The organism is Variovorax gracilis (genome assembly GCF_030317115.1).
GTDB classification, from domain to species: Bacteria; Pseudomonadota; Gammaproteobacteria; order Burkholderiales; family Burkholderiaceae_C; genus Variovorax; species Variovorax gracilis.
In genome coordinates, this window is record NZ_JASZYF010000058.1 from 1 (window position 1) to 18,043 (window position 18,043).

General features: G+C 63.7%; 18 protein-coding genes and 1 pseudogene. 9 read left to right on the plus strand and 10 right to left on the minus strand.

Annotated features, from left to right (window positions below):
- Positions 1-63: 63 nt before the first annotated feature.
- On the minus strand, positions 64-834 hold the full coding sequence (gene badH, locus QTH97_RS35650) for a 2-hydroxycyclohexanecarboxyl-CoA dehydrogenase (protein WP_286573420.1): 771 nt from the start codon (positions 832-834) through the stop codon (positions 64-66).
- Between the two features lie 135 nt (positions 835-969).
- Between badH and QTH97_RS35655 the strand changes: the two genes are divergently transcribed.
- Together QTH97_RS35655 and QTH97_RS35660 are read left to right on the plus strand one after the other, a co-directional pair.
- Complete coding sequence (locus QTH97_RS35655) at positions 970-1,494, plus strand: MarR family winged helix-turn-helix transcriptional regulator (RefSeq protein WP_444813517.1); 525 nt, start codon at positions 970-972, stop codon at positions 1,492-1,494.
- 486 nt (positions 1,495-1,980) lie between these two features.
- Complete coding sequence (locus tag QTH97_RS35660) at positions 1,981-4,548, plus strand: DUF6351 family protein (protein ID WP_286573422.1); 2,568 nt, start codon at positions 1,981-1,983, stop codon at positions 4,546-4,548.
- A gap of 165 nt (positions 4,549-4,713) precedes the next feature.
- On the opposite strand, the gene QTH97_RS35665 is transcribed toward QTH97_RS35660, so the two are convergent.
- Both QTH97_RS35665 and QTH97_RS35670 read right to left on the minus strand, forming a co-directional pair.
- The gene (locus QTH97_RS35665) at positions 4,714-5,061 is read right to left on the minus strand and encodes a Rap1a/Tai family immunity protein (protein ID WP_286573424.1); all 348 of its coding nucleotides are present in this window, start codon (positions 5,059-5,061) and stop codon (positions 4,714-4,716) included.
- A 234-nt stretch (positions 5,062-5,295) separates the two neighbouring features.
- Positions 5,296-6,195 (minus strand): LysR family transcriptional regulator, encoded by a 900-nt coding sequence (locus QTH97_RS35670; protein ID WP_286573425.1) that lies wholly within the window; start codon positions 6,193-6,195, stop codon positions 5,296-5,298.
- A gap of 144 nt (positions 6,196-6,339) precedes the next feature.
- Between QTH97_RS35670 and QTH97_RS35675 the strand changes: the two genes are divergently transcribed.
- Genes QTH97_RS35675 through QTH97_RS35685 form a run of 3 tightly spaced genes read left to right on the plus strand, consistent with a single transcriptional unit; the run spans position 6,340 to position 9,458 of the window.
- Positions 6,340-7,314, plus strand: coding sequence for a Bug family tripartite tricarboxylate transporter substrate binding protein (locus QTH97_RS35675; protein ID WP_286573427.1), 975 nt, complete (start codon positions 6,340-6,342; stop codon positions 7,312-7,314).
- A gap of 9 nt (positions 7,315-7,323) precedes the next feature.
- Positions 7,324-8,310: a PDR/VanB family oxidoreductase gene (locus QTH97_RS35680; protein WP_286573428.1), complete on the plus strand. Its 987-nt coding sequence runs from the start codon at positions 7,324-7,326 to the stop codon at positions 8,308-8,310.
- A 20-nt stretch (positions 8,311-8,330) separates the two neighbouring features.
- Positions 8,331-9,458, plus strand: a complete 1,128-nt coding sequence (locus QTH97_RS35685; RefSeq protein WP_286573429.1) for a Rieske 2Fe-2S domain-containing protein — start codon at positions 8,331-8,333, stop codon at positions 9,456-9,458.
- A 91-nt stretch (positions 9,459-9,549) separates the two neighbouring features.
- Here QTH97_RS35685 and QTH97_RS35690 read toward each other — a convergent pair whose 3' ends face one another.
- Positions 9,550-10,470: a LysR family transcriptional regulator gene (locus QTH97_RS35690; protein WP_286573441.1), complete on the minus strand. Its 921-nt coding sequence runs from the start codon at positions 10,468-10,470 to the stop codon at positions 9,550-9,552.
- Positions 10,471-10,668: 198 nt separating this feature from the next.
- Here QTH97_RS35690 and leuC point away from each other — a divergent pair, with 198 nt between their 5' ends.
- The 3 genes from leuC to QTH97_RS35705 all read left to right on the plus strand — a co-directional run bounded on the left by leuC (position 10,669) and on the right by QTH97_RS35705 (position 13,770).
- On the plus strand, positions 10,669-12,087 hold the full coding sequence (gene leuC, locus QTH97_RS35695) for a 3-isopropylmalate dehydratase large subunit (RefSeq protein WP_286573430.1): 1,419 nt from the start codon (positions 10,669-10,671) through the stop codon (positions 12,085-12,087).
- Positions 12,084-12,734 carry a 3-isopropylmalate dehydratase small subunit gene (leuD, locus tag QTH97_RS35700; protein WP_286573431.1) on the plus strand — a complete coding sequence of 217 codons (651 nt, stop codon included), beginning with the start codon at positions 12,084-12,086 and terminating at the stop codon, positions 12,732-12,734. Before leuC ends, leuD begins: the two co-directional genes overlap by 4 nt.
- Positions 12,735-12,804: 70 nt before the next feature.
- Positions 12,805-13,770 carry a tripartite tricarboxylate transporter substrate binding protein gene (locus tag QTH97_RS35705; protein WP_286573432.1) on the plus strand — a complete coding sequence of 322 codons (966 nt, stop codon included), beginning with the start codon at positions 12,805-12,807 and terminating at the stop codon, positions 13,768-13,770.
- A gap of 94 nt (positions 13,771-13,864) precedes the next feature.
- On the opposite strand, the gene QTH97_RS35710 is transcribed toward QTH97_RS35705, so the two are convergent.
- On the minus strand, positions 13,865-14,431 hold the full coding sequence (locus QTH97_RS35710) for a hypothetical protein (RefSeq protein ID WP_286573433.1): 567 nt from the start codon (positions 14,429-14,431) through the stop codon (positions 13,865-13,867).
- A complete protein-coding gene (locus tag QTH97_RS35715; protein WP_286573434.1) occupies positions 14,428-14,997 on the minus strand; it encodes an RNA polymerase sigma factor in 570 nt (189 codons plus the stop codon). Before QTH97_RS35715 ends, QTH97_RS35710 begins: the two co-directional genes overlap by 4 nt.
- Positions 14,998-15,112: 115 nt before the next feature.
- Between QTH97_RS35715 and QTH97_RS35720 the strand changes: the two genes are divergently transcribed.
- Positions 15,113-15,841, plus strand: a complete 729-nt coding sequence (locus QTH97_RS35720) for an oxygen-binding di-iron domain-containing protein (RefSeq protein WP_286573435.1) — start codon at positions 15,113-15,115, stop codon at positions 15,839-15,841.
- Positions 15,842-15,955: 114 nt separating this feature from the next.
- Here QTH97_RS35720 and QTH97_RS35725 read toward each other — a convergent pair whose 3' ends face one another.
- The 4 genes and pseudogenes from QTH97_RS35725 to QTH97_RS35740 form a co-directional block, all read right to left on the minus strand.
- The gene (locus QTH97_RS35725) at positions 15,956-16,657 is read right to left on the minus strand and encodes an SDR family oxidoreductase (RefSeq protein ID WP_286573436.1); all 702 of its coding nucleotides are present in this window, start codon (positions 16,655-16,657) and stop codon (positions 15,956-15,958) included.
- Entirely contained in the window at positions 16,654-17,562 is a 909-nt protein-coding gene (gene phhA / locus QTH97_RS35730) for a phenylalanine 4-monooxygenase (RefSeq protein ID WP_286573438.1), read from the minus strand. Before phhA ends, QTH97_RS35725 begins: the two co-directional genes overlap by 4 nt.
- 22 nt (positions 17,563-17,584) lie before the next feature.
- Positions 17,585-17,890 carry a 4a-hydroxytetrahydrobiopterin dehydratase gene (locus QTH97_RS35735; RefSeq protein WP_286573440.1) on the minus strand — a complete coding sequence of 102 codons (306 nt, stop codon included), beginning with the start codon at positions 17,888-17,890 and terminating at the stop codon, positions 17,585-17,587.
- A gap of 29 nt (positions 17,891-17,919) precedes the next feature.
- A pseudogene (locus tag QTH97_RS35740) lies at positions 17,920-18,043 on the minus strand (4-hydroxyphenylpyruvate dioxygenase); the annotation flags it as partial.

The following is an 18,043-nucleotide window of genomic DNA, read 5'->3' on the forward strand; positions in this document are numbered from 1 at the left end:
TGATGGTCTTTCAGATGAATGGGGTTGAGCAGCTTGGGGTCGACGAGGGCGGGAGGAACGGCCTCAGCCGTTCATCGTCAGGCCGCCCGAGACGCTGAGCACCTGGCCGGTAACGAAGGCGGCGTCCTCGCTGGCGAAGAAAAGGATCGCGCCGGGCAGGTCGTCGGGCTGGCCGATGCGGCCCAGCGGAATGGAGCGCGTGAAGGCTTCCATCAGCTTCTCGGGGTTGCCGGCGCCTTCCTTGTAGTCGGCGAAGAGCGCGGTGTCGGTCGGCCCGGGGCACACCACGTTGACCGTGATGCCGTGGCGCGCATGCTCGCGGGCGATGGTCTTGGAGAAGGCCACCAGGCCGCCCTTGCAGGCCGCGTACACCGCTTCGCCCGAGGAGCCGACGCGCGCTGCATCCGACGCGATGTTGACGATGCGCCCCTTCTTGCGGCTGGCCATGCCGGGGAGCACCGCGTGATGCATGTGCAGCGCGCCGGTCAGGTTGATCGCGATGAGCTTGTCCCACTGCGCCGGTTCGGTCTTCGTGAACGGCTTGAAAACGTCCCAGCCGGCGTTGTTCACCAGCACAGTGATCGGGCCCAGCGACTTCTCGGCCTCGGCAACCGCGGCGTCGACGCTGGCGCGGTCGGTGATGTCGCAGCCGAAGGCCTGGGCGCGGCCGCCTTCGGCCTGGATGCTGGCGGCGACCTTCTCGGCCGCATCGAGGTTGAGGTCAAAGACGGCGACCGAAGCGGCCTCGCCGCCGAAGCGGCGGCAGGTGGCCCCGCCGATGCCGCCGCCGCCGCCGGTGACGATCACGGTCTGATTCTTGAATCGTTGGCTCATTGGGTCTCTCCGTTGCAAAAGTTCATCGATTAGGCAAAGATACGTCGTATCGTTCTTTTTAGATACGTCAATATGTTGACGCAATTGTAGGTGAGTGCCAAGGTTCGCCTCAAGGTACTTTACAAGAGAAATGTAATGGCAAACCCTATGACAGGCCCCCTGGGAACTAAGACAGATCTTGCCAACAGGCTGTTCTTCAGACTCTATCAATGTGCAAATATGTTGCATAAAACCGGCAGCCGAGCCGTGGAGCACGAAGGGCTGACGACGCAGCAATGGGCAGTCTTGGGCGCCCTGTCGCGCGAGAAGTCGCAAGTCGGCATGAGCATTGGCGAGCTGGCCCGCTATCTGATGGTGAGCCGGCAGAACCTCTCGGGCCTCATCAGCCGCATGGAGCGCGATGGGCATGTGGCCGTCGCCGCGAGCGGGCACGACCGCCGATCACGGGTGGTCACGATGACGGAGACGGGACGCCATGTGTGGCAAGACCTCGCCTTGCCCAAGATCTACGGCTACTACGACGCGATCCTGGCCGACTTCTCTGTCAACGACGTCACGCACACGCTGCACTACCTGCTCAAGATCCTCGAGAACATGCAGCGACTCGATGCAGAGAGGCTCACGGCTGAAGATGGTGAAGAGGCAAAGGCCATGAGCTAGCCTCCGGCAAGCCACGCTCGTCGACGAAGCGAGCGCGACTGCGACGCTCGAGAATTCGGATGCGATCAGTCGCGTTTCAACCGCCTCTTCGACCCTGTTGGGCAGCAAGGTTGAACGACTGCTACGTGGAAGGTCGAACAGCCGCTATGGGCTGCGGATTCAAGCGTGCTGCAGCAGTTCTTCTTCGAGGCACCGCGGGCTTGAACGAACAGGCTGCGGTAGATGGTCTCGTGTGACACGTGGCAGGTCTCGTCGCAAGGGTAAGTGTGTTTGAGCCACCCGAAGCCCGGTCAAGGCGAACGGTGACGACCGCGGCCTGCGCGAAAAGGTCGCTTCGCCTTCCCGCGGCCAAGCCCTATGGTCATGAAAACAAAAAACGTCTAGTCTTCGCGCCGCGGCGTCCGCGCGCGGTCGATCCGCAGCTCAGGGCCGGCGAGTCCGGCTCCTGCAACGACAACAAGGGCCTGCGTGCCCCGAGGAGACACGATGACATCCAAAGGTCTGGCGGCCGCATGGGCCGCGTGTGTAGTGCTGTTGGCTTCCTGCGGTGGGGGCGGCAGCGGAGAAACCTCCGGATTGGGCGGCGGCGCCGCCACGAGCAGTGCGAAAACCAGTGTCGGGAGCGACACTGCGCAGCAGGCGAAGGCGTCGAACGACAGGGAGGACGACAAGGAGAACGACAACAGCGTGCGCCTGCGCGTGCTCTCGAGCGCCCCCGAATACGTCTCGGGCGGCGATGCGCGCATAGAAGTGCGCGCATCACGGGGCCTGCGCGACAAGCTGGAGCTGTGGCTCAACGGCTCGCGCCTCAACGTGACACTCGCCGACACGGCGGCCGGTCTCGAAGGGGTGATCACCGGCCTGAAACTCGGCGCCAACACGCTGGAGGTACGCCATCGCAGCGGCAATGGTCAGCCGCGCGACCGACTCACGCTGACCAACTACCCGATCACGGGACCGATCTTCACCGGGCCGCAGCAGACGCCCTTCGTCTGCACCACGATCCAGGGGGCGGTGAACAAGCAACCGCTGGTGGATAGCGCCACACCCCCCGGTTACCCGGTGCTCGATGGCCAGGGCACGCTGCTGGGCTACAGCCGCGACTGCTCGATCAACACCTTCGTCAGCTACCAGTACCGCAGCACCACGGGCGCGCTCGTACCGCTGCCGATCGACGGCTCGCGACCGCCCGACATGGCGCAGGCGACTCTGGCGGACGGACGCAAGGTGGACTTCGTCGTGCGGCGCGAGATCGGCAGCATCAACCGCTTCCTCTATAGCATCGCGATGCTCGCGCCCATGCCTGGGGCGGACAACGGCACGCAGTCCGACACCTCGCTGTGGAACGGCAAGCTGCTGTACTGGTTCCAGGGCGGCGTGGCCATCGGCCATAGCCAGGGCACGGTGCACGGCGGTTCGTTGAATCTCGACGTGCTCGGCCGCGGCTGGGCCATCGTGCACTCGAGCGGCAACAACACGGGCACGCACTACAACATGAACCTGGCCGGCGAGACCGCGCTGATGACCAAGGAGCGCTTCATCGAGCGATACGGCGTGCCAATCTACACGGTAGGTCTGGGCGGCTCGGGCGGCGCGATCCAGCAGTACATGATCGCGCAGAACAATCCGGGCGTGCTCGACGGCCTGCTGCCCGTGCAGAGCTACCCCGACATGGTCACGCAGACCATCCACGTGGGCGACTGCGAACTGCTGGAGCACTACATGGACGCGACCGATCGCACCAACGGCAAGTGGCGCGTGACCAAGAACCGCACGTGGCTGGTTGGCATGAACGCCGAGGAGAACCCCGACGGCGGGCCGAACCCGCGCGTCAACGATGCACTCGCGCCGCTCAAAATCGCGCTGGGCTACAGCACCGCCAAGGGGTCGACCGAATGCGTGCCAGCTTGGCGCGGTCTCACGCCGCTGGCGATGAACCCCTGGTACGGTCAGGCGCCCAACCAGCAGCTCTACGTGCCGCAGAGCGACATCGCGGCCATCCGCTGGACCCACTACGACGACCTGCGCAACGTCTACGGCGTGGACGCAACCGGCGCGGCGCGGCCGACCTGGGACAACGTGGGCGTGCAGTACGGTCTCAAGTCCTTGCGGGCGGGCCACATCACCATGGACGAGTTCGTGCACCTGAACTGGCACGTGGGTGGCTGGAAGCATCCGAGCGACATGGTGCAGGAAGGCTTCCCCTTCTTCGGCACGACACAGGCCGAGATCAACAAGGCGCTGAGCCAGCCCGGCTACTTCGACCCCTGGAGCGTGCGCAACATGCGACTGGCCACGGCCGACGCACCGGCGCCGCGCACGGCCGGGGACCCGAACGCGATGCGGGCGGCCTACACCTCGGGCCATGTGTTCACGGGGAGCCTGGACGTACCGGCCATCGATCACCGCCAGTACATGGAACGCGAGCTGGACATGCACAACAGCCACCAGTCCTTCGCGGTGCGCAAGCGGGTGCTGCAGAAGATGGGCCACAGCGACAACCTGGTCGTGTGGTTCACTGACACCACGCCCGGCACGCCCAAGGCCAGCCAGTCCATGCAGGCACTCGACGTGATGGACCAGTGGCTCTCGAACATCCGCCGGCACCCCGAGCGCAGCATCGCAGGCAACAAGCCGGCCGATGCGGTCGACGCCTGCTTTGACCTGCAGGGCCAGCAGATGAGCGCGGGGGCCGGCGTGTGGGGCGGGATCCTGGACACCCGGCCTGCCGGCGCGTGTACGCAGGCCTTCCCGCTCTACGGGACATCGCGCACCGTGGCCGGCGCACCCATCGAGGGCGGCATCTACCGCTGCACTCTCAAGCCGGTGGACAAGGCCTTGGCTGACGGCACCTATGGCAATGCGGCGCCCAGCCCGCAGCAAGTCGAGCAGCTCAAGCGCATCTTCCCCGGCGGCGTGTGCGACTACACGCGGCCGGACCAGGCGCGGCCCGCTGCCGATTGCTCAGAACACGGGAAGGATCACGAAGTCGCAGCCGTAGACCCGCGCGACAGCCAGCGGCCTGATTCGACAGGTCGGCGATGCTCGGGTTGACATCGTTCGAGGCGGGAACCCCGAGCTTGTGCAGGATCCCCTCGGCGGCTTGAAGGCAGCCTGCGGCATGTCTTCCCTTGCCTCAAGGCCCGCGGCAGCCATCACGGCCACGATGAACTGTGCAATCGATGCTTGATTCCCACGTGCGCGACCGCACTGTCGAGCTCATTTCTTGCAAGGGTAGGACTCGGCGAACGCCCTGGACACCAGGCTGATCGCGTTTTCACCTCGAACTGCTGGATTCTTCTCCAGCCAAGTCCGCGCGATGTCGCCAAGCTGATCGGCGGTGACACCTGCGGGAATCGCAAAGCAAAGGAACGGGCCGACCGCATTCGTGACAAAAAAGGCTTCGTTGGTGTCACTGATGGAGGCCACGTAGCCAACGGCTGCTGCCCGATCGACAGGGCTGCTCGACTGCAGCCTTCGAAGTAGCTCGTTCCCATCGAAGAGCACAGCGGCCGCATTGCTGCCTGCCAACGCTAACGCAACGACAAGTACGAATGACTTCATCATTTGGGCGGCACGCGAACGGCCTTCTCGGATAGGTTGAGCCAAGACCAGCCTGCCGCGTCGTCAACGTCTCTCGCGGCACTTTGCAAATTCGCTGATCCGTGGCAATTGTGATGCAGTCGTGAATGGCTTGCTCGAAGGGTCTCCACGCAAATCCGGAAATCGATAGCTCGGCAGGCTCGGTGATGTTGCCTGCACAGGACGCGCGCGACTGACCAACTTGAAGACTCGTCACACTCATTGCTGGAATTCAAGCCCCGCCTTCTGTTGCCATCGCCCGGACGACAACTCTTGCGACAACCACCTCACGAGCGCAGCGACACGCGCGACGCTCTGTCGACGGCGCGGTACATGGGCTTTGAACCACGTCTCCTGCGGCGAGAAGGACGGCAATATGCGCTGCAGTGATCCGTTCGCCAGCGCGTGCTGCGCTACATAGGTCGGCAGCGAGGCAACTCCCAGTCCTGCCATGGCCGCGCGCAGCAGTGTCCTGTTGTCATCGGCGAGCAGGCGCGGGCGGACATCGACCGCGATCGCGCCTCGATTGCTCTGGAATTGCCAGGTCGAGCCCGAGGGCTTGAAGGCCAGGCAACTGTGGTCGACCAGCTCCCGGGGATGAGACGGGGCACCGTGCGCCTGCAAGTAGCCGGGTGCTGCGCAGACGACGGCATGCACGGGACACAGCGGAATGTCCACCACGCCTTCGTAGCTGGCGGAGCGTCCGGTGATCGCGACATCGAAGCCTTGCTCCGCAGGATTGGTGGAGAGATCCACGAGCGCGAGTTCCATCGTGATGCGGTCATGCCGGCGCAGAAACTCGCAAAAGGCCTCGCCCAGGAACATCATCGTGAGCGTCGTGGGCGCCATAACGCGCAAATGGCCTTCCAGCTTGGTCTCGTCGCGGCCGACGCTGTCGAGAAGGTCTTCGAAGCTCGTGACGAGCGCTCCGGCGCGCGATTGGAATTTCTCCCCGGCTTCGGTGAGCTTCACGGCCCGTGTCGTCCGCTCGAACAACCGCGTTCCCAGCTGTGTCTCCAGCTGTCCGATCCGCTTTGCAACGACGGACGGCACCACGCCGAGTTGGCGCGCTGCCTCGGTGAAGCCGCCGTAGCGAGCCACCAGGGCGAACGTCTTCACATGAAGAAAGGTATCCACATTTATTCCAAAAATCGATTTCTGATTCTCCGAATTTAAGTTAATTGTGCTGATGAAGCATCAATAAAATTGACCGGCGGTCGCGAATATCTCGACCGTAAACCCAGATCCGGAGACAAGGACACGATGAACACGCTCAAGGGCCTGATGGCCGTCGCAGGCGCCGCACTCGCATTCGCTGGCAGCGCACAGGCCGAGAACTTCCCGGCCAAACCGATCAAGATCATCACGCCGTTCCCGGCCGGACAAGGCCCGGACGTCCTGCTGCGGATCCTGGCCGACAAGATGAGCAAGACCTTGGGCCAGGCGGTGATCGTCGACAACCGTCCAGGCGCCAGCGGCTTCATCGCTTTCGACGTGGTCAAGCGAGCAGCACCGGACGGCTACACCCTGGGCCAGATCGACAGCTTCCAGGTCGGCACGCAGCCGCATCTGTTTGCCAAGCTGCCATACAACGTCCTGAAGGACTTCGAGCCGGTCACGCCCCTGATTCGAAACAGCTTCTTCGTCACGGTCGCCGCGGGTTCGAAGTGGAAGTCGATGAGTGACGTGATCGCCGCAGCGAAGGCCAAGCCGGGCGCCGTGTCCTATGGTTCATGGAATGTCGCGAGCCCTGCGCACCTGGGGGGCCTTCTGCTGGAGTCGACCACCGGCACGAAGATGACGCATATCCCGTTCAAGGAAACGTCGCAGCTCTACCAGTCGGTCGCCAACGGCGAAGTCGACTGGGCCATCGGAAGCGCCGCGTCTGCAGGCTCCTTGCAGCAAGCCGGAAAGCTCCGGTTCATTGCGGTTGCCGCGCCCAAGCGGATGACCGGATACACCGACGTGCCGACGGCGAAAGAAGCAGGCGCACCGGCCCACTGGGAGGTCAGTGGCTGGAACGGTCTCCTGGCGCCGAAGGGCACGCCGCAGGACATTGTTCTGAAGATCAACGAGGCCGTGACACAGGCGCTCAAAGAGCCTGACGTCCAGGCCAAGCTGGCCACCTTCACGTACGAGCCCTACGCGATGAAGCCTTCCGACATGACGAAGTTGATGGAAGCCGAGATTGCCAAGTGGGGCCCGACCATCAGGGACGCCGGCATCAAGCTCGACTGAGGGCCCGCCATGGCACGAAAACACATCGACGTCGTGGTCTCCGCCGTGCGACGACTGACGCCGCGCGTCCGGGAGTACCACCTCACCGCCATCGACAACTCGCCGGTGCCTGCCTACGGCCCGGGCGCGCACATCGAAGTGCACACGGGTTCGCAGCAGACGGGCCTGATCGTTCGGCACTATTCGCTCATCGGCGGCACGGAAGACGCGGACGATGCGCGCAACACCTACCGGATCGCCGTGCAGCGCGAGGATGACCGCGGTGGCGGCTCGGCATACATCCACTCCGCGTTCGAGGTCGGAACGCGCTTGCAGGTCTCTGCGCCCGTCAACAACTTTCCGTTGGATCGTCGTGACGCGCACAGCCTGCTGATTGCGGGCGGCATCGGGATCACGCCCATCTACTCGATGGCTCGAAGCCTGGCGCGGCGCCAACGCGACTTCACGGTTGTGTATGCCGGCCGCGCCCCTGAGTTCATGGCGTACCGCGAAGAGCTCGGCCGACTCGCGGGGTCACGTGCCCGTTTCCACTTCAGCGGCGGCCAGGACGCGGGCAAGCTCGATCTGGGGGCCCTCCTCAAGCACCAGCCACCAGGCACCACGGCCTATGTCTGTGGGCCGGGAACGATGGTTGCGGCCACGCACGAAGCAAGTCGATCGGCGGGCTGGGCGCCGGAGCAGGTTCGCAGCGAGTCGTTCGGTGCAGGTCCGCAGGGCGATGAGGTCCCATTCGATGTCGAGCTCAGGCAATCGGGCCGGGTGATCCGGGTGGGCAAGGACGTGAGCATCCTCGACGCGCTCACCGCAGCCAAGGTCGATGTGCTGTGGGACTGCCGGCGCGGCGAATGCGGTCTGTGTCCCCAGACGGTCCTGGCGACGGATGGACCGATCCAGCATCGCGATCGGTATCTGTCCGACGAAGAGCGTGAGTCCGGCGAAACGATGTGCATCTGCGTATCGCGCATCCGCGGCGAGCGGCTCGTGCTCGATGTTTGAACAATCTCAGAGGTGACTTCATGGAAAAAATCCTGGAACAGATCGTCGAGCAGGTCATCGCGCATCCCCGCATGCCGCTTGGCGAGCCGACCTTCGAGGCAGGCGGATTTGCCGACCACAGCACGCCACTCATCCGAAACTGCTGGTATGTCGCTGCGCTCAGCAGCGAGGTCTCGCGCACCATCCTGAGCCGCCGCCTGCTTGGCGTGGATGTGGCCCTCTATCGCACCTTGGCAGGCGAGCCGGTGGCCGTGCGCAACCGTTGCCCGCATCGCTCGTTTCCGCTGGCCAAGGGCCGTCTGGAAGGCGACACCCTGATCTGTGGCTACCACGGCATGCAGTTCGATCCCTCAGGGCGTTGCGTCAACATGCCTTCGATGCCGATCGTTCCCACCAACGCCCAGGTGCGCAGCTTCGACGTGGTGGAGCGCGCTCCGCTGATCTGGATCTGGATGGGCGACCCGGACCAGGCGGACGCATCACAGATCCGCGATACGCATTGGCTCGACGATCCGGGCTGGAAGAGCGTCAGTGGACAGTTCTTCCTGAAGTCCGACTATGTATCGATGCATGAGAACCTGCTCGACCAGACGCACTTTCCGTTCCTTCATCCGGGGGCGATCGGCACGCCGGAGTACGCGCGGTCCAAACTCAGGATCCGTCGTGATGGCGAGGTCGTGATCATCGACCGCATGCTGAAGAATTCGCCGCCTCCCGGCGTCTACGCAGTCCCCACCGGGTTGACCGGAAAGCCCGTGGACCGCTACTCGGAGGCGCGGTTTCAATCACCGGCGCTGCACACGGCCTTCGCGAAGATCGTCGACCCATCACCTCCCGGAGGCGCCATCGCCGAGTACCGATTCAACATCACGCACATCTTCACGCCGGAGACGAACGGAAGCATCCACTATTGGTGGTTCAACTCGCGCAATTTCGATCTCGAGAACAAGGCATGCGACGAATACCTGCACGCGGCGTCGGCCAAGGCATACCTCGAAGACGTCGACGCACTGGAATGGATCCTTGATGTGGTGCGCAAGGACACCGAGCAACAGTTCGACCTGAACTTTGCACCCGACAAACCGGGCCTCCTGATGCGTCGAGCCCTGTATGACCGAGCCGCCGCCGAAGCAGGGTACGTTCTCTGATCGACGGGGCGCTGATTCCTTTGCGATCCAACCCTGATCCTTGTTCCAGCATCAAGCGTCTGGAGGCCAGCCAGTTCTACTGCGCCGCACACTACCAATCGCCACTTCCGTCCCGGGAGTTCCGATGATCTTCGAACCGCTTCAGCATGAAATCGACAAACACGCGGGTCTTGGCAGACATGTTGGCCTTGCTGGGGAAAACGAGATAGATGTCGGCCAGCGGCAGTGACCAATCAGGCAGCACCAGTCGCAGGCGCCCCGATCGAAGGTACGGTGCTGTGTCCCACATCGATCGCATCAGGATGCCGTGTCCATCCAGGGCCCAGGAGAGCGCGCAGTCCCCATCATTGCTGCTCAAGGGGCCCCTGACCTTGACACTCTCGTTTCGAGTGCCGGATCGCAGGTGCCAGGTTCCGAAGGTGTCGTCGCTCTCACGAATGAAAAGACAGGGGTGCCTCTGGAGTTCCCCAGGCTGGCTCGGCTCTCCCGCTCGCTTGAGGTAGGCCGGCGCAGCGCAAAGAATGCGCTTGTTCGGCGCCAGAAGGCGCGCGGTCAAGCGGGCATCTGGAAGTTCCCCGAAACGAATGGAGGCGTCAAAGCCCTGCTCGACCAGATTGACGGGCCGCTCGGTCAGGGTCAGCTGCACTTCAACCTCCGGATAGGCGCGAGCGAACTTCGACAGTGCAGGCGCGATGTGCCGGCGGCCGAAGCCGAGGGTGGCACTGAGCTTGATCTGGCCCCGCGGGACCGCCTTCGCGCCGGCCACCTTGCGTTCCAGCTCATCCATGTCCGCCAACACCCGCGCACCTTCGCTGACGTAGATCTCTCCTTCGGGGGTGAGACTGATGCGGCGCGTTGTTCGGTTGAGGAGGCGCACTCCCAAGCGCGCTTCCAGCGCTGCCAGGCGCTTGCTGGCCGACGGAGGCGTCACGCCCATCTGTTGGGCCGCGCCGGCGAGCGTGCCCAGCTTGATCACCAGTGTGAAGAACGCAAGGTCGGAGTAGGTATCCATGGTTTTGGATTCATTCCTTCGGCGAAAGTATGAAGTGCCAACAGAGCCATTTATGTTGTTTGAGGATACATCTAAAGTCCGTCCCATTGGTTGGCTTGTCACGGCGTCGGAACAGCGCCCTTCCAGCCCAAGGCGCTCAGGCTGCGCTCGGAAGCCCACCAGATTTCACCGTCGCTTCAATCTTCCAGGAGAGTCTTGATGACGTCTCGAACCCTGTACCAAAAACTCGTCGACTCACATACCGTGACGAGGCTCGACGAACAAAACGTCCTGCTGTTCTGCGACCTTCACTTGATGAATGAGTACACCAGCCCCCAGGCTTTCGCGGGGCTGCACGAGCAGGATCGCGAAGTCCTGATGCCCGCACAGAATGTCTCGACGGTGAGTCATGTCATTCCGACCCACCCCGTCGCGAATCGCATCATCCAGAACCCGGCTGCCGCCCTGCAGGCAAGCAATCTCAAGCGCAACTGCGTTCGCCACGGAATCCCTCTGTTCGACACCAACGATGCACTCCAGGGGATCGAGCACATCATCGCGCCCGAACACGGAATGATCCGCCCTGGCATGGTGGTGATCTGCGGTGATAGTCACACCACGACCTACGGCGCGCTGGGCGCACTTGGCTTCGGCATCGGCACGTCGGAGGTGGAGCATGTGCTCGCGACCCAGACCCTGGTCTATCGCACGGCGGATGACATGCGTATCCGGGTCGACGGAGAGCTGCCGATCGGCACGACCTCGAAGGACCTGATCCTCATGATCATCAGCCGCATCAGCGCGCAGGGTGCGCGTGGCCATGCAGTCGAATTCTGTGGCAGCGCCATCAGCGCGCTTTCCATCGAAGCACGATTCACGCTGTGCAACATGACCGTCGAGGCTGGTGCCCGGGGCGCGCTCATCGCGCCGGATCCAGCGGCCATCGACTACGTGCTGGCGCGCGCCCCGGACATCACCGGCGACCTACGTGATCGCGCGCTCTCCCATTGGGCCACGCTCCATAGCGATGAAGACGCCGTGTTTCACATCGAGCATCGCTTCGACGCCAGCGACGTGGCACCCTACGTCACATGGGGTACCAGTCCCGATCAGGCGATCCCCATCAACGGGAACGTACCGGCACCCGAAGGCTCGCAGGGGCTCAGCACCGAGCAGGCCTTGCGCTACACCGGCCTCGAGGCAGGCATGTCCCTCGAAGGATTGAAAGTGGATCACGTCTTCATCGGATCGTGCACCAACGCACGGATCGAAGACTTGCGAGCCGTTGCGAAGGTCGTCGAGGGGCGGCACGTATCGCCAACGCTCAGGGCGATGGTCGTTCCTGGTTCAGGCGCGGTCAAGGTTCAAGCCGAAGCCGAAGGGATCGCCAAGATCCTCATCGACGCGGGCTTCGAATGGCGCCAGCCTGGCTGCTCCATGTGCCTTGCGATGAACGACGACATTCTTTCCCCGGGGCAACGATGCGCGTCGACGACCAATCGAAACTTTGAAGGGCGCCAGGGACGCGGCGCCGTCACCCACCTGATGAGCCCTGCCATGGCCGCCGCAGCGGCGATCGCCGGCCATATCACGGACGTTCGCCTCATGGACGATGAAACTTCCGAAAGCGCCGCATGACTGAACTTGCCCATCGCATCGAAGGCATTGCCGCCCCCATCGAGATTGCCAACCTCGACACCGATCAGATCATGCCAAAGCAGTTCCTGCATGGCATCGACAAGGCCGGCCTCGATCGAGGACTGTTGTGGGATCACCGCTTCACCGGCGACGGTCAAGTGAAACCGGACTTCGTCCTCAACAGCCCGGCGTACGCCGACACCCGAGTCCTCATCGCCGGCCCGAACTTCGGTTGCGGCTCGAGTCGGGAACATGCCGTGTGGGGACTTCAGCAGTTCGGCATCCAGGCGGTGATCGCTTCCTCTTACGGCGAGATCTTCTATTCGAACGCCATGAACAATCGCTTGCTGGCCGTCATGCTCGCCGAGGAGGAAGTGCAAGCATTGCTCAGCGAATCGCGGAAAAGTTCAACGCCGCTGCACGTGTCGGTGGATGTGGAGACCATGACCGTCAAGACGACGCAGCACACCTTCGTGTTCACGATGAGCGCGCGCCATCGCACGATGTTCCTGGAGGGCCTGGACATGATTGGCGCTTCCTTGAACCACAAGGCCGAGATCGAGGCATTCGCGGCCCAGCATTGGCAAGCCCAGCCGTGGGTGAAAGACGTGGCCGGGCGAACAAAGGCGCGCCTCGACGCGCACTGAGAGCCAGCCGGCCACCCATCGCAATGCCCTCATGAGCGCTGCAATTCATCAAACCCCAGGAGACAAAACCATGCATCGTCGTCACGTCCTTCTCTCGCTTGCTCTTTCCATCGGCGCATCGTTCGGAGCGCACGCCCAGACTTTTCCGCAGCGGCCGGTCAAGCTGATCGTTCCTTACGCCCCGGGCGGAAGCGCCGACATTGCAGCGCGGCTTGTCACCGATGAGTGGGCCAAGAAGCTCGGCGGCGTCATGGTGGTCGACAACCGTGCCGGCGCCGGCGGCAATCTCGGCGTGGACGCCGTCGCGAAGTCGGCACCCGACGGCTACACCATCGGCCTCCAGACCGTATCGCTGGCGATCAACCCTGCACTGACACCCAAGATGCCGTATGACACGTTGAAAGATCTGGCGCCGATCGGAATGGTCGCGAGCTCGCAGCACGTGCTCGTTGTGACGAACAACCTGCCGGCCAAGGATGTGAAATCCTTGATCGCACTGCTGAAGGCCGAGCCCGGCAAGCACAACTACGCATCCGCAGGCGGGGGCAGCACCTTTCATATGGCCGCGGAACTGTTCAAGGCCAACGCCGATGTTCCACTCGTCCACATTCCTTACCGTGGTGGTGGTCCCGCACTGGTCGACACCATCGGGGGCCAGGTCAGCTTGAGCTTCCCTGTTCTGTCGGCCGCCCTGCCGCAAGTGCAAGGCGGCAAGCTTCGTGCGCTTGGCGTCACCGGCACCAGGCGATCGCCGTTGATGCCCAATGTGCCGACGCTCGCTGAAGCGGGACTACCCAACTACAACTTCGAGACGTGGTTCATGGTCTTCGCGCCGGCTGGCACGCCCAAAGCGGTCATCGACAAGCTGAATGCCAGCCTGAACGAGGCGCTCAATTCCCCTGCAGTTGCGGCACGCATGACGAAGGAAGGCTTCGATCCGATTCCATCGACCCCGGAGCAGGCTCGCGCGAGACTTGAGAAGGAGCTGCCGCAATGGGGCAAGCTCATCAAGGAGCGCGGCATCAAGGCCGACTGAATACAGGCTTCCTCATCCCGGCTCTGCGCGAGTCGCCGACGGCAAAGGGGCGAGGCCGCATTCGTGCAGAAAGCAGTGCCAGCGCGATAGGCTCTCAGCCCGACCACGGGCTGTGGTTCAGCCGGTACTCGCCCAGCGGGCGCACACTACCGGACGTGTGTGCCAGCAGCCGCACGGTCACCACGTGCGCCGGCATGGCGCGCACGATCGCGATCTTCGGCATCATCAGGATCTCACCATTCGCGGCATCGAAAGGGATGTCGTCCGCGAGGTATTCAGCATCCGCAATGGTCAGGCACAACACGGCATCGACCCGCTCCACATTGGCGAGTGGCGCGCGAAGCCGGGCAACCAGCACTTCGTCGTCCGGCGCAGCGCTGCAGTTCACGCTGCCGTTGTGCGCAAGGCGGTACTCGCGCACTCGCCGGCCTTCATCGACCAGGCGCTGCACGAAGGCCGCGCTCACGAAGGCGTGGAGGAGCCCCGCGTCGAATGCCTCGCGCACCGCATGGCTGAGTGCGACGAGTTCGTCGAGCGTGCGGCCGCACGGGTCGCAGCCGAACAGGTGCAGATCGATCGCGTCGGTCTGCGCCGCGTCGGTCTCGCCGAGCCAGTAGGCCAGCAAGGTCTGCTCGTCGTAGTGCGATGGGCGCACGTTCATGCCGCAACCTCCCGGCCACTCGCCACGCAGCGGCGCAGCTGCGCAATCCCCCGGTGACGGATCACCCGTACATTGCCGGCCGTGAGGCCGAGCTCGCCCGCCACGACTTCGGCGGGCTTCTCGTCGTAGAAGCTCATCACCAGCACGCTGCGTTCGCGTTCCCGCAGGGCGTCGAGGCAGCGGGCTACGCGCTCGTGGTCGTGCCGCGGCGCGATGGTGATCTCGGCCGAAGCCAGCGATTCGCCATGGAGCTCCAGCAGCGCGTCGCGCCGAGATTCCTTGCGATGCATCGCCAGGACCAGCGTGCGGCAGCTGCCGAAGATGAAGGACACCACGCGCTCGGGTTCGCGCAACCGGCCGGTACGCAATTGGTCGAGGACCAGCAACATCACCTGTTGCATCAGGTCGTCGGCTGCGGAGGCGTCGCGCAGGTGGCGCAGTCCGTAGCGGCGCACGCGCGGTGCCAGATGGCGGTAGAGCGCGGTCTCGGCCTCGATGTCGCGCACCGCTCCCGCACCGGCGATGCGCAGGGCCAGCGTCGCCTCGGAGTCCGGTTCCGTTCGCAAGCCTGCTTGTGACATGGTGCGCAGCTTAGCGGGGCGCGAAGATCTTCGCCAGCAGGCTGTAACGCCTCGGCGAGTGGCGACACAACCTGCTGTCATTCACTCAAGGAGCCCCCCCATGATCACGAACGCCGCCGCCGGCACCAATGTGCAGGAAATTGCCTCGGGCATCTATCGCATCAACACGCCCGCGCCGCTGCCTGACGGCCAGCTTTTCAGCTTCAACCAGTACCTGGTGGTGGACGACGAGCCGCTGCTGTTCCATACGGGCCCGCGCCAGCTCTTCCCGCTCGTGAGCGAAGCCATCGGTTGCCTGATGTCGATCGAGCGGCTGCGCTACGTGGGCCTGTCGCACGTGGAAGCCGACGAGTGCGGCGCCATGAACCTGTTCCTGGCCGCGGCGCCACATGCGGTGCCGCTGTGCGGCCAGGTCGCGGCCATGGTCTCCATGGGCGACCTTGCCGATCGGCCGCCACGGGCGATCGGCGACGGCGAGGAACTCGCACTCGGCGCGCACACGATTCGCTGGTTCGACATGCCGCATGTTCCGCACGGCTGGGAGTGCGGGCTGATGATGGACACCCGCACGCGCACGTTGTTCTGTGGCGACCTGTTCACTCAGTCGGGGCCCAGCGAGAAGGCTCTGATCGAAGTCGACATTCTCGGCCCGAGCGAAGCCTTTCGGCAGCAGATGGACTATTTCGCCCACGCGCCGCAGACTGCCGAGCGTCTGGGCGCCCTGGCCGCGCAGTCGCCGCGCGTGCTGGCCTGCATGCATGGGAGCGCGTGGCAGGGTGACGGAGCGGCGCTCTTGCGCCATCTGTCAGAGGCGGTCGCGCCGCGTTGATGATTGGCTTCGCCGTGAGGTGCTGCCTGTCTGGCGGCTCGTCCTTCGCGGCGAGCCCAGTTTCGACTCAGAAACTTTCGGGGCCACATGAAATGGCCGACCCGCGTAGAGCTGCTAGCTCAAACCGCAAACCGGCAGCGAAGCGCCGTGGATCGCCCTGGCCTGGTCTGATGCCAGGAAGAGGATGGCGTTTGCCAGATCTTGCGGCGTCACCCAGCGCGACGGATCGGCATCGGCCATGGCGAGCCGGTTCTCCGGCGTATCGATGATGGTCGGCAGCACGCAGTTCACGTTGATGCCTCTCTCGCGCAGTTCCGCGGCCATCGACTCGGTCAGCCGCATCACCACGCTCTTTGACGCAATGTAGGCACCCATCTGCGCGGCGCCCCTGTGGGCAGCGAATGCGCCGACATTGATGATCTTGCCCCCGCCCGCTGCCAGCATGTGCGGAACTGCGGCTCGGGCCATGTGCAGTACCGATCCGGCATTGAGCCCGAGCAGAAAATCCCAGTCGGACGGGGAGGTCTCATGCACCTCCGTGCCCATCCGGAACCCGCCCGCGAGATTGCACAGCACGTCGATCCGGCCGAAGCGGGCGATCGCCTGTTCGGTTGCCGAGAGGACTTCGTCAGCCTGCAGGAGGTTCGCTTCGACGACAAGATGGCGCTCCCTGTCCGGGAAATCGCTGCCCAAGCTGACGGTTTGCCGGTCGACCAACACCAGCTGTGCGCCCCTGTCGGCAAAGCTCTTTGCCACGACGCGGCCCAGATTGCCCGCGGCGCCCGTGATCAGGACTGCCTTGTCGCGGAAATTCATGCTTGCACGCTTTCCTGCTTTTGTCGGTGATAGCGCCCGGATCCTCGGGACAGGATTCGATCGGTCGCCAGTACCGTTCCCGGCTGGTATTCGGGAAGGCCCTTGATGTGCTCGTAGACCGGCGCGAAGTCGATGCGCGCGAGCGCAAGAAGCTCATCGAGGTTGTCGATCACAAAATAGCTCTCCTGGAAATCGTCGATGCGGTAGTGCGTACGCATCACGCGTTCGAGGTCGAATCCGATGCGGTTGGGCGACGGATCGTCCAGCGCGAACACGCTTTCCGTGAAGGACGATGCAATGCCCGCGCCATAGATCCGCATGCCATCGGCCTGCTTGACCAGTCCGAATTCGACGGTGTACCAATAGACGCGTGCCAGCTTGTCGAGCACTCCCAGCTCCTTGGCGCGAAGGCCGCCCAGACCATAGGCCTGGATGTAGTCAGCGATGACGGGATTCATGAGCATCGGGACATGACCGAACACATCATGGAAAACATCCGGCTCTTCAAGGTAGTCCAGCTCGTGGGGCTTGCGGATGAAGTGTCCAGCGGGAAACCGCCGGTTCGCCAAGTGGTCGAAGAACACATCGTCCGGAACGAGACCCGGGACGGCAACCACTTGCCACCCGGTCTTCTTCATGAGCACTTCGCTCAATGCCCGAAAGTCGGGGATCTGTTCCGGGCCGATTGGGAGATTCTTCATGCCCTCCACGAACTCGTCGCAGGCACGTCCTGGCAGCAGTTTGCTTTGACGCTCGAAGAGCGTCCTCCAGACGGCGTGTTCTTCGGCCGTGTAGTTCGACCACCCCTGATCGATGGTCCAGTCGGGGCGGTGAGGCTGTACGTCGCCGGCGGCGAGGCCATGCTTCGGTGCCTCGCCGGACTGTTCATTGAGTTGTCGCTGCATCAGAGTTCTCCGGTTGCTGTCTTCAGGGCGCCGCGATGGCCTGGTGAAGCCGTTCTGCCAGGCGCGCCATCTCGATGTCTCGCATCGAGATGCCATTGACGTCGTGTGTGGTCAAGGCGATGTCCACTCGGTTGTAGACGTTGAACCATTCGGGATGGTGGTTGGCCTTTTCCGCCGCGAGTGCCAGGCGGGTCATGAAGCCGAACGCCTGGCTGAAGTCGGCAAAAACAAGCTCGCGCTTGATCAGGCCTCCGCGGGTGTCCTCGCAGCGCCACCCCGGAAGATCTGCAAGCAGTTCGGTGGCATGGGAAATCTCGAGTCTGTTCATGACATGCTTCGACGATCCGGCGACGACGTTCAACTCGCAGCAAGCACGCCGCGGCGCACCTGGTCGCGTTCGATCGACTGGAACAGCGCCTTGAAGTTGCCCTCGCCGAAGCCCTCGCTGTAGTCGCCCTTGCGCTGGATGAACTCGAAGAAC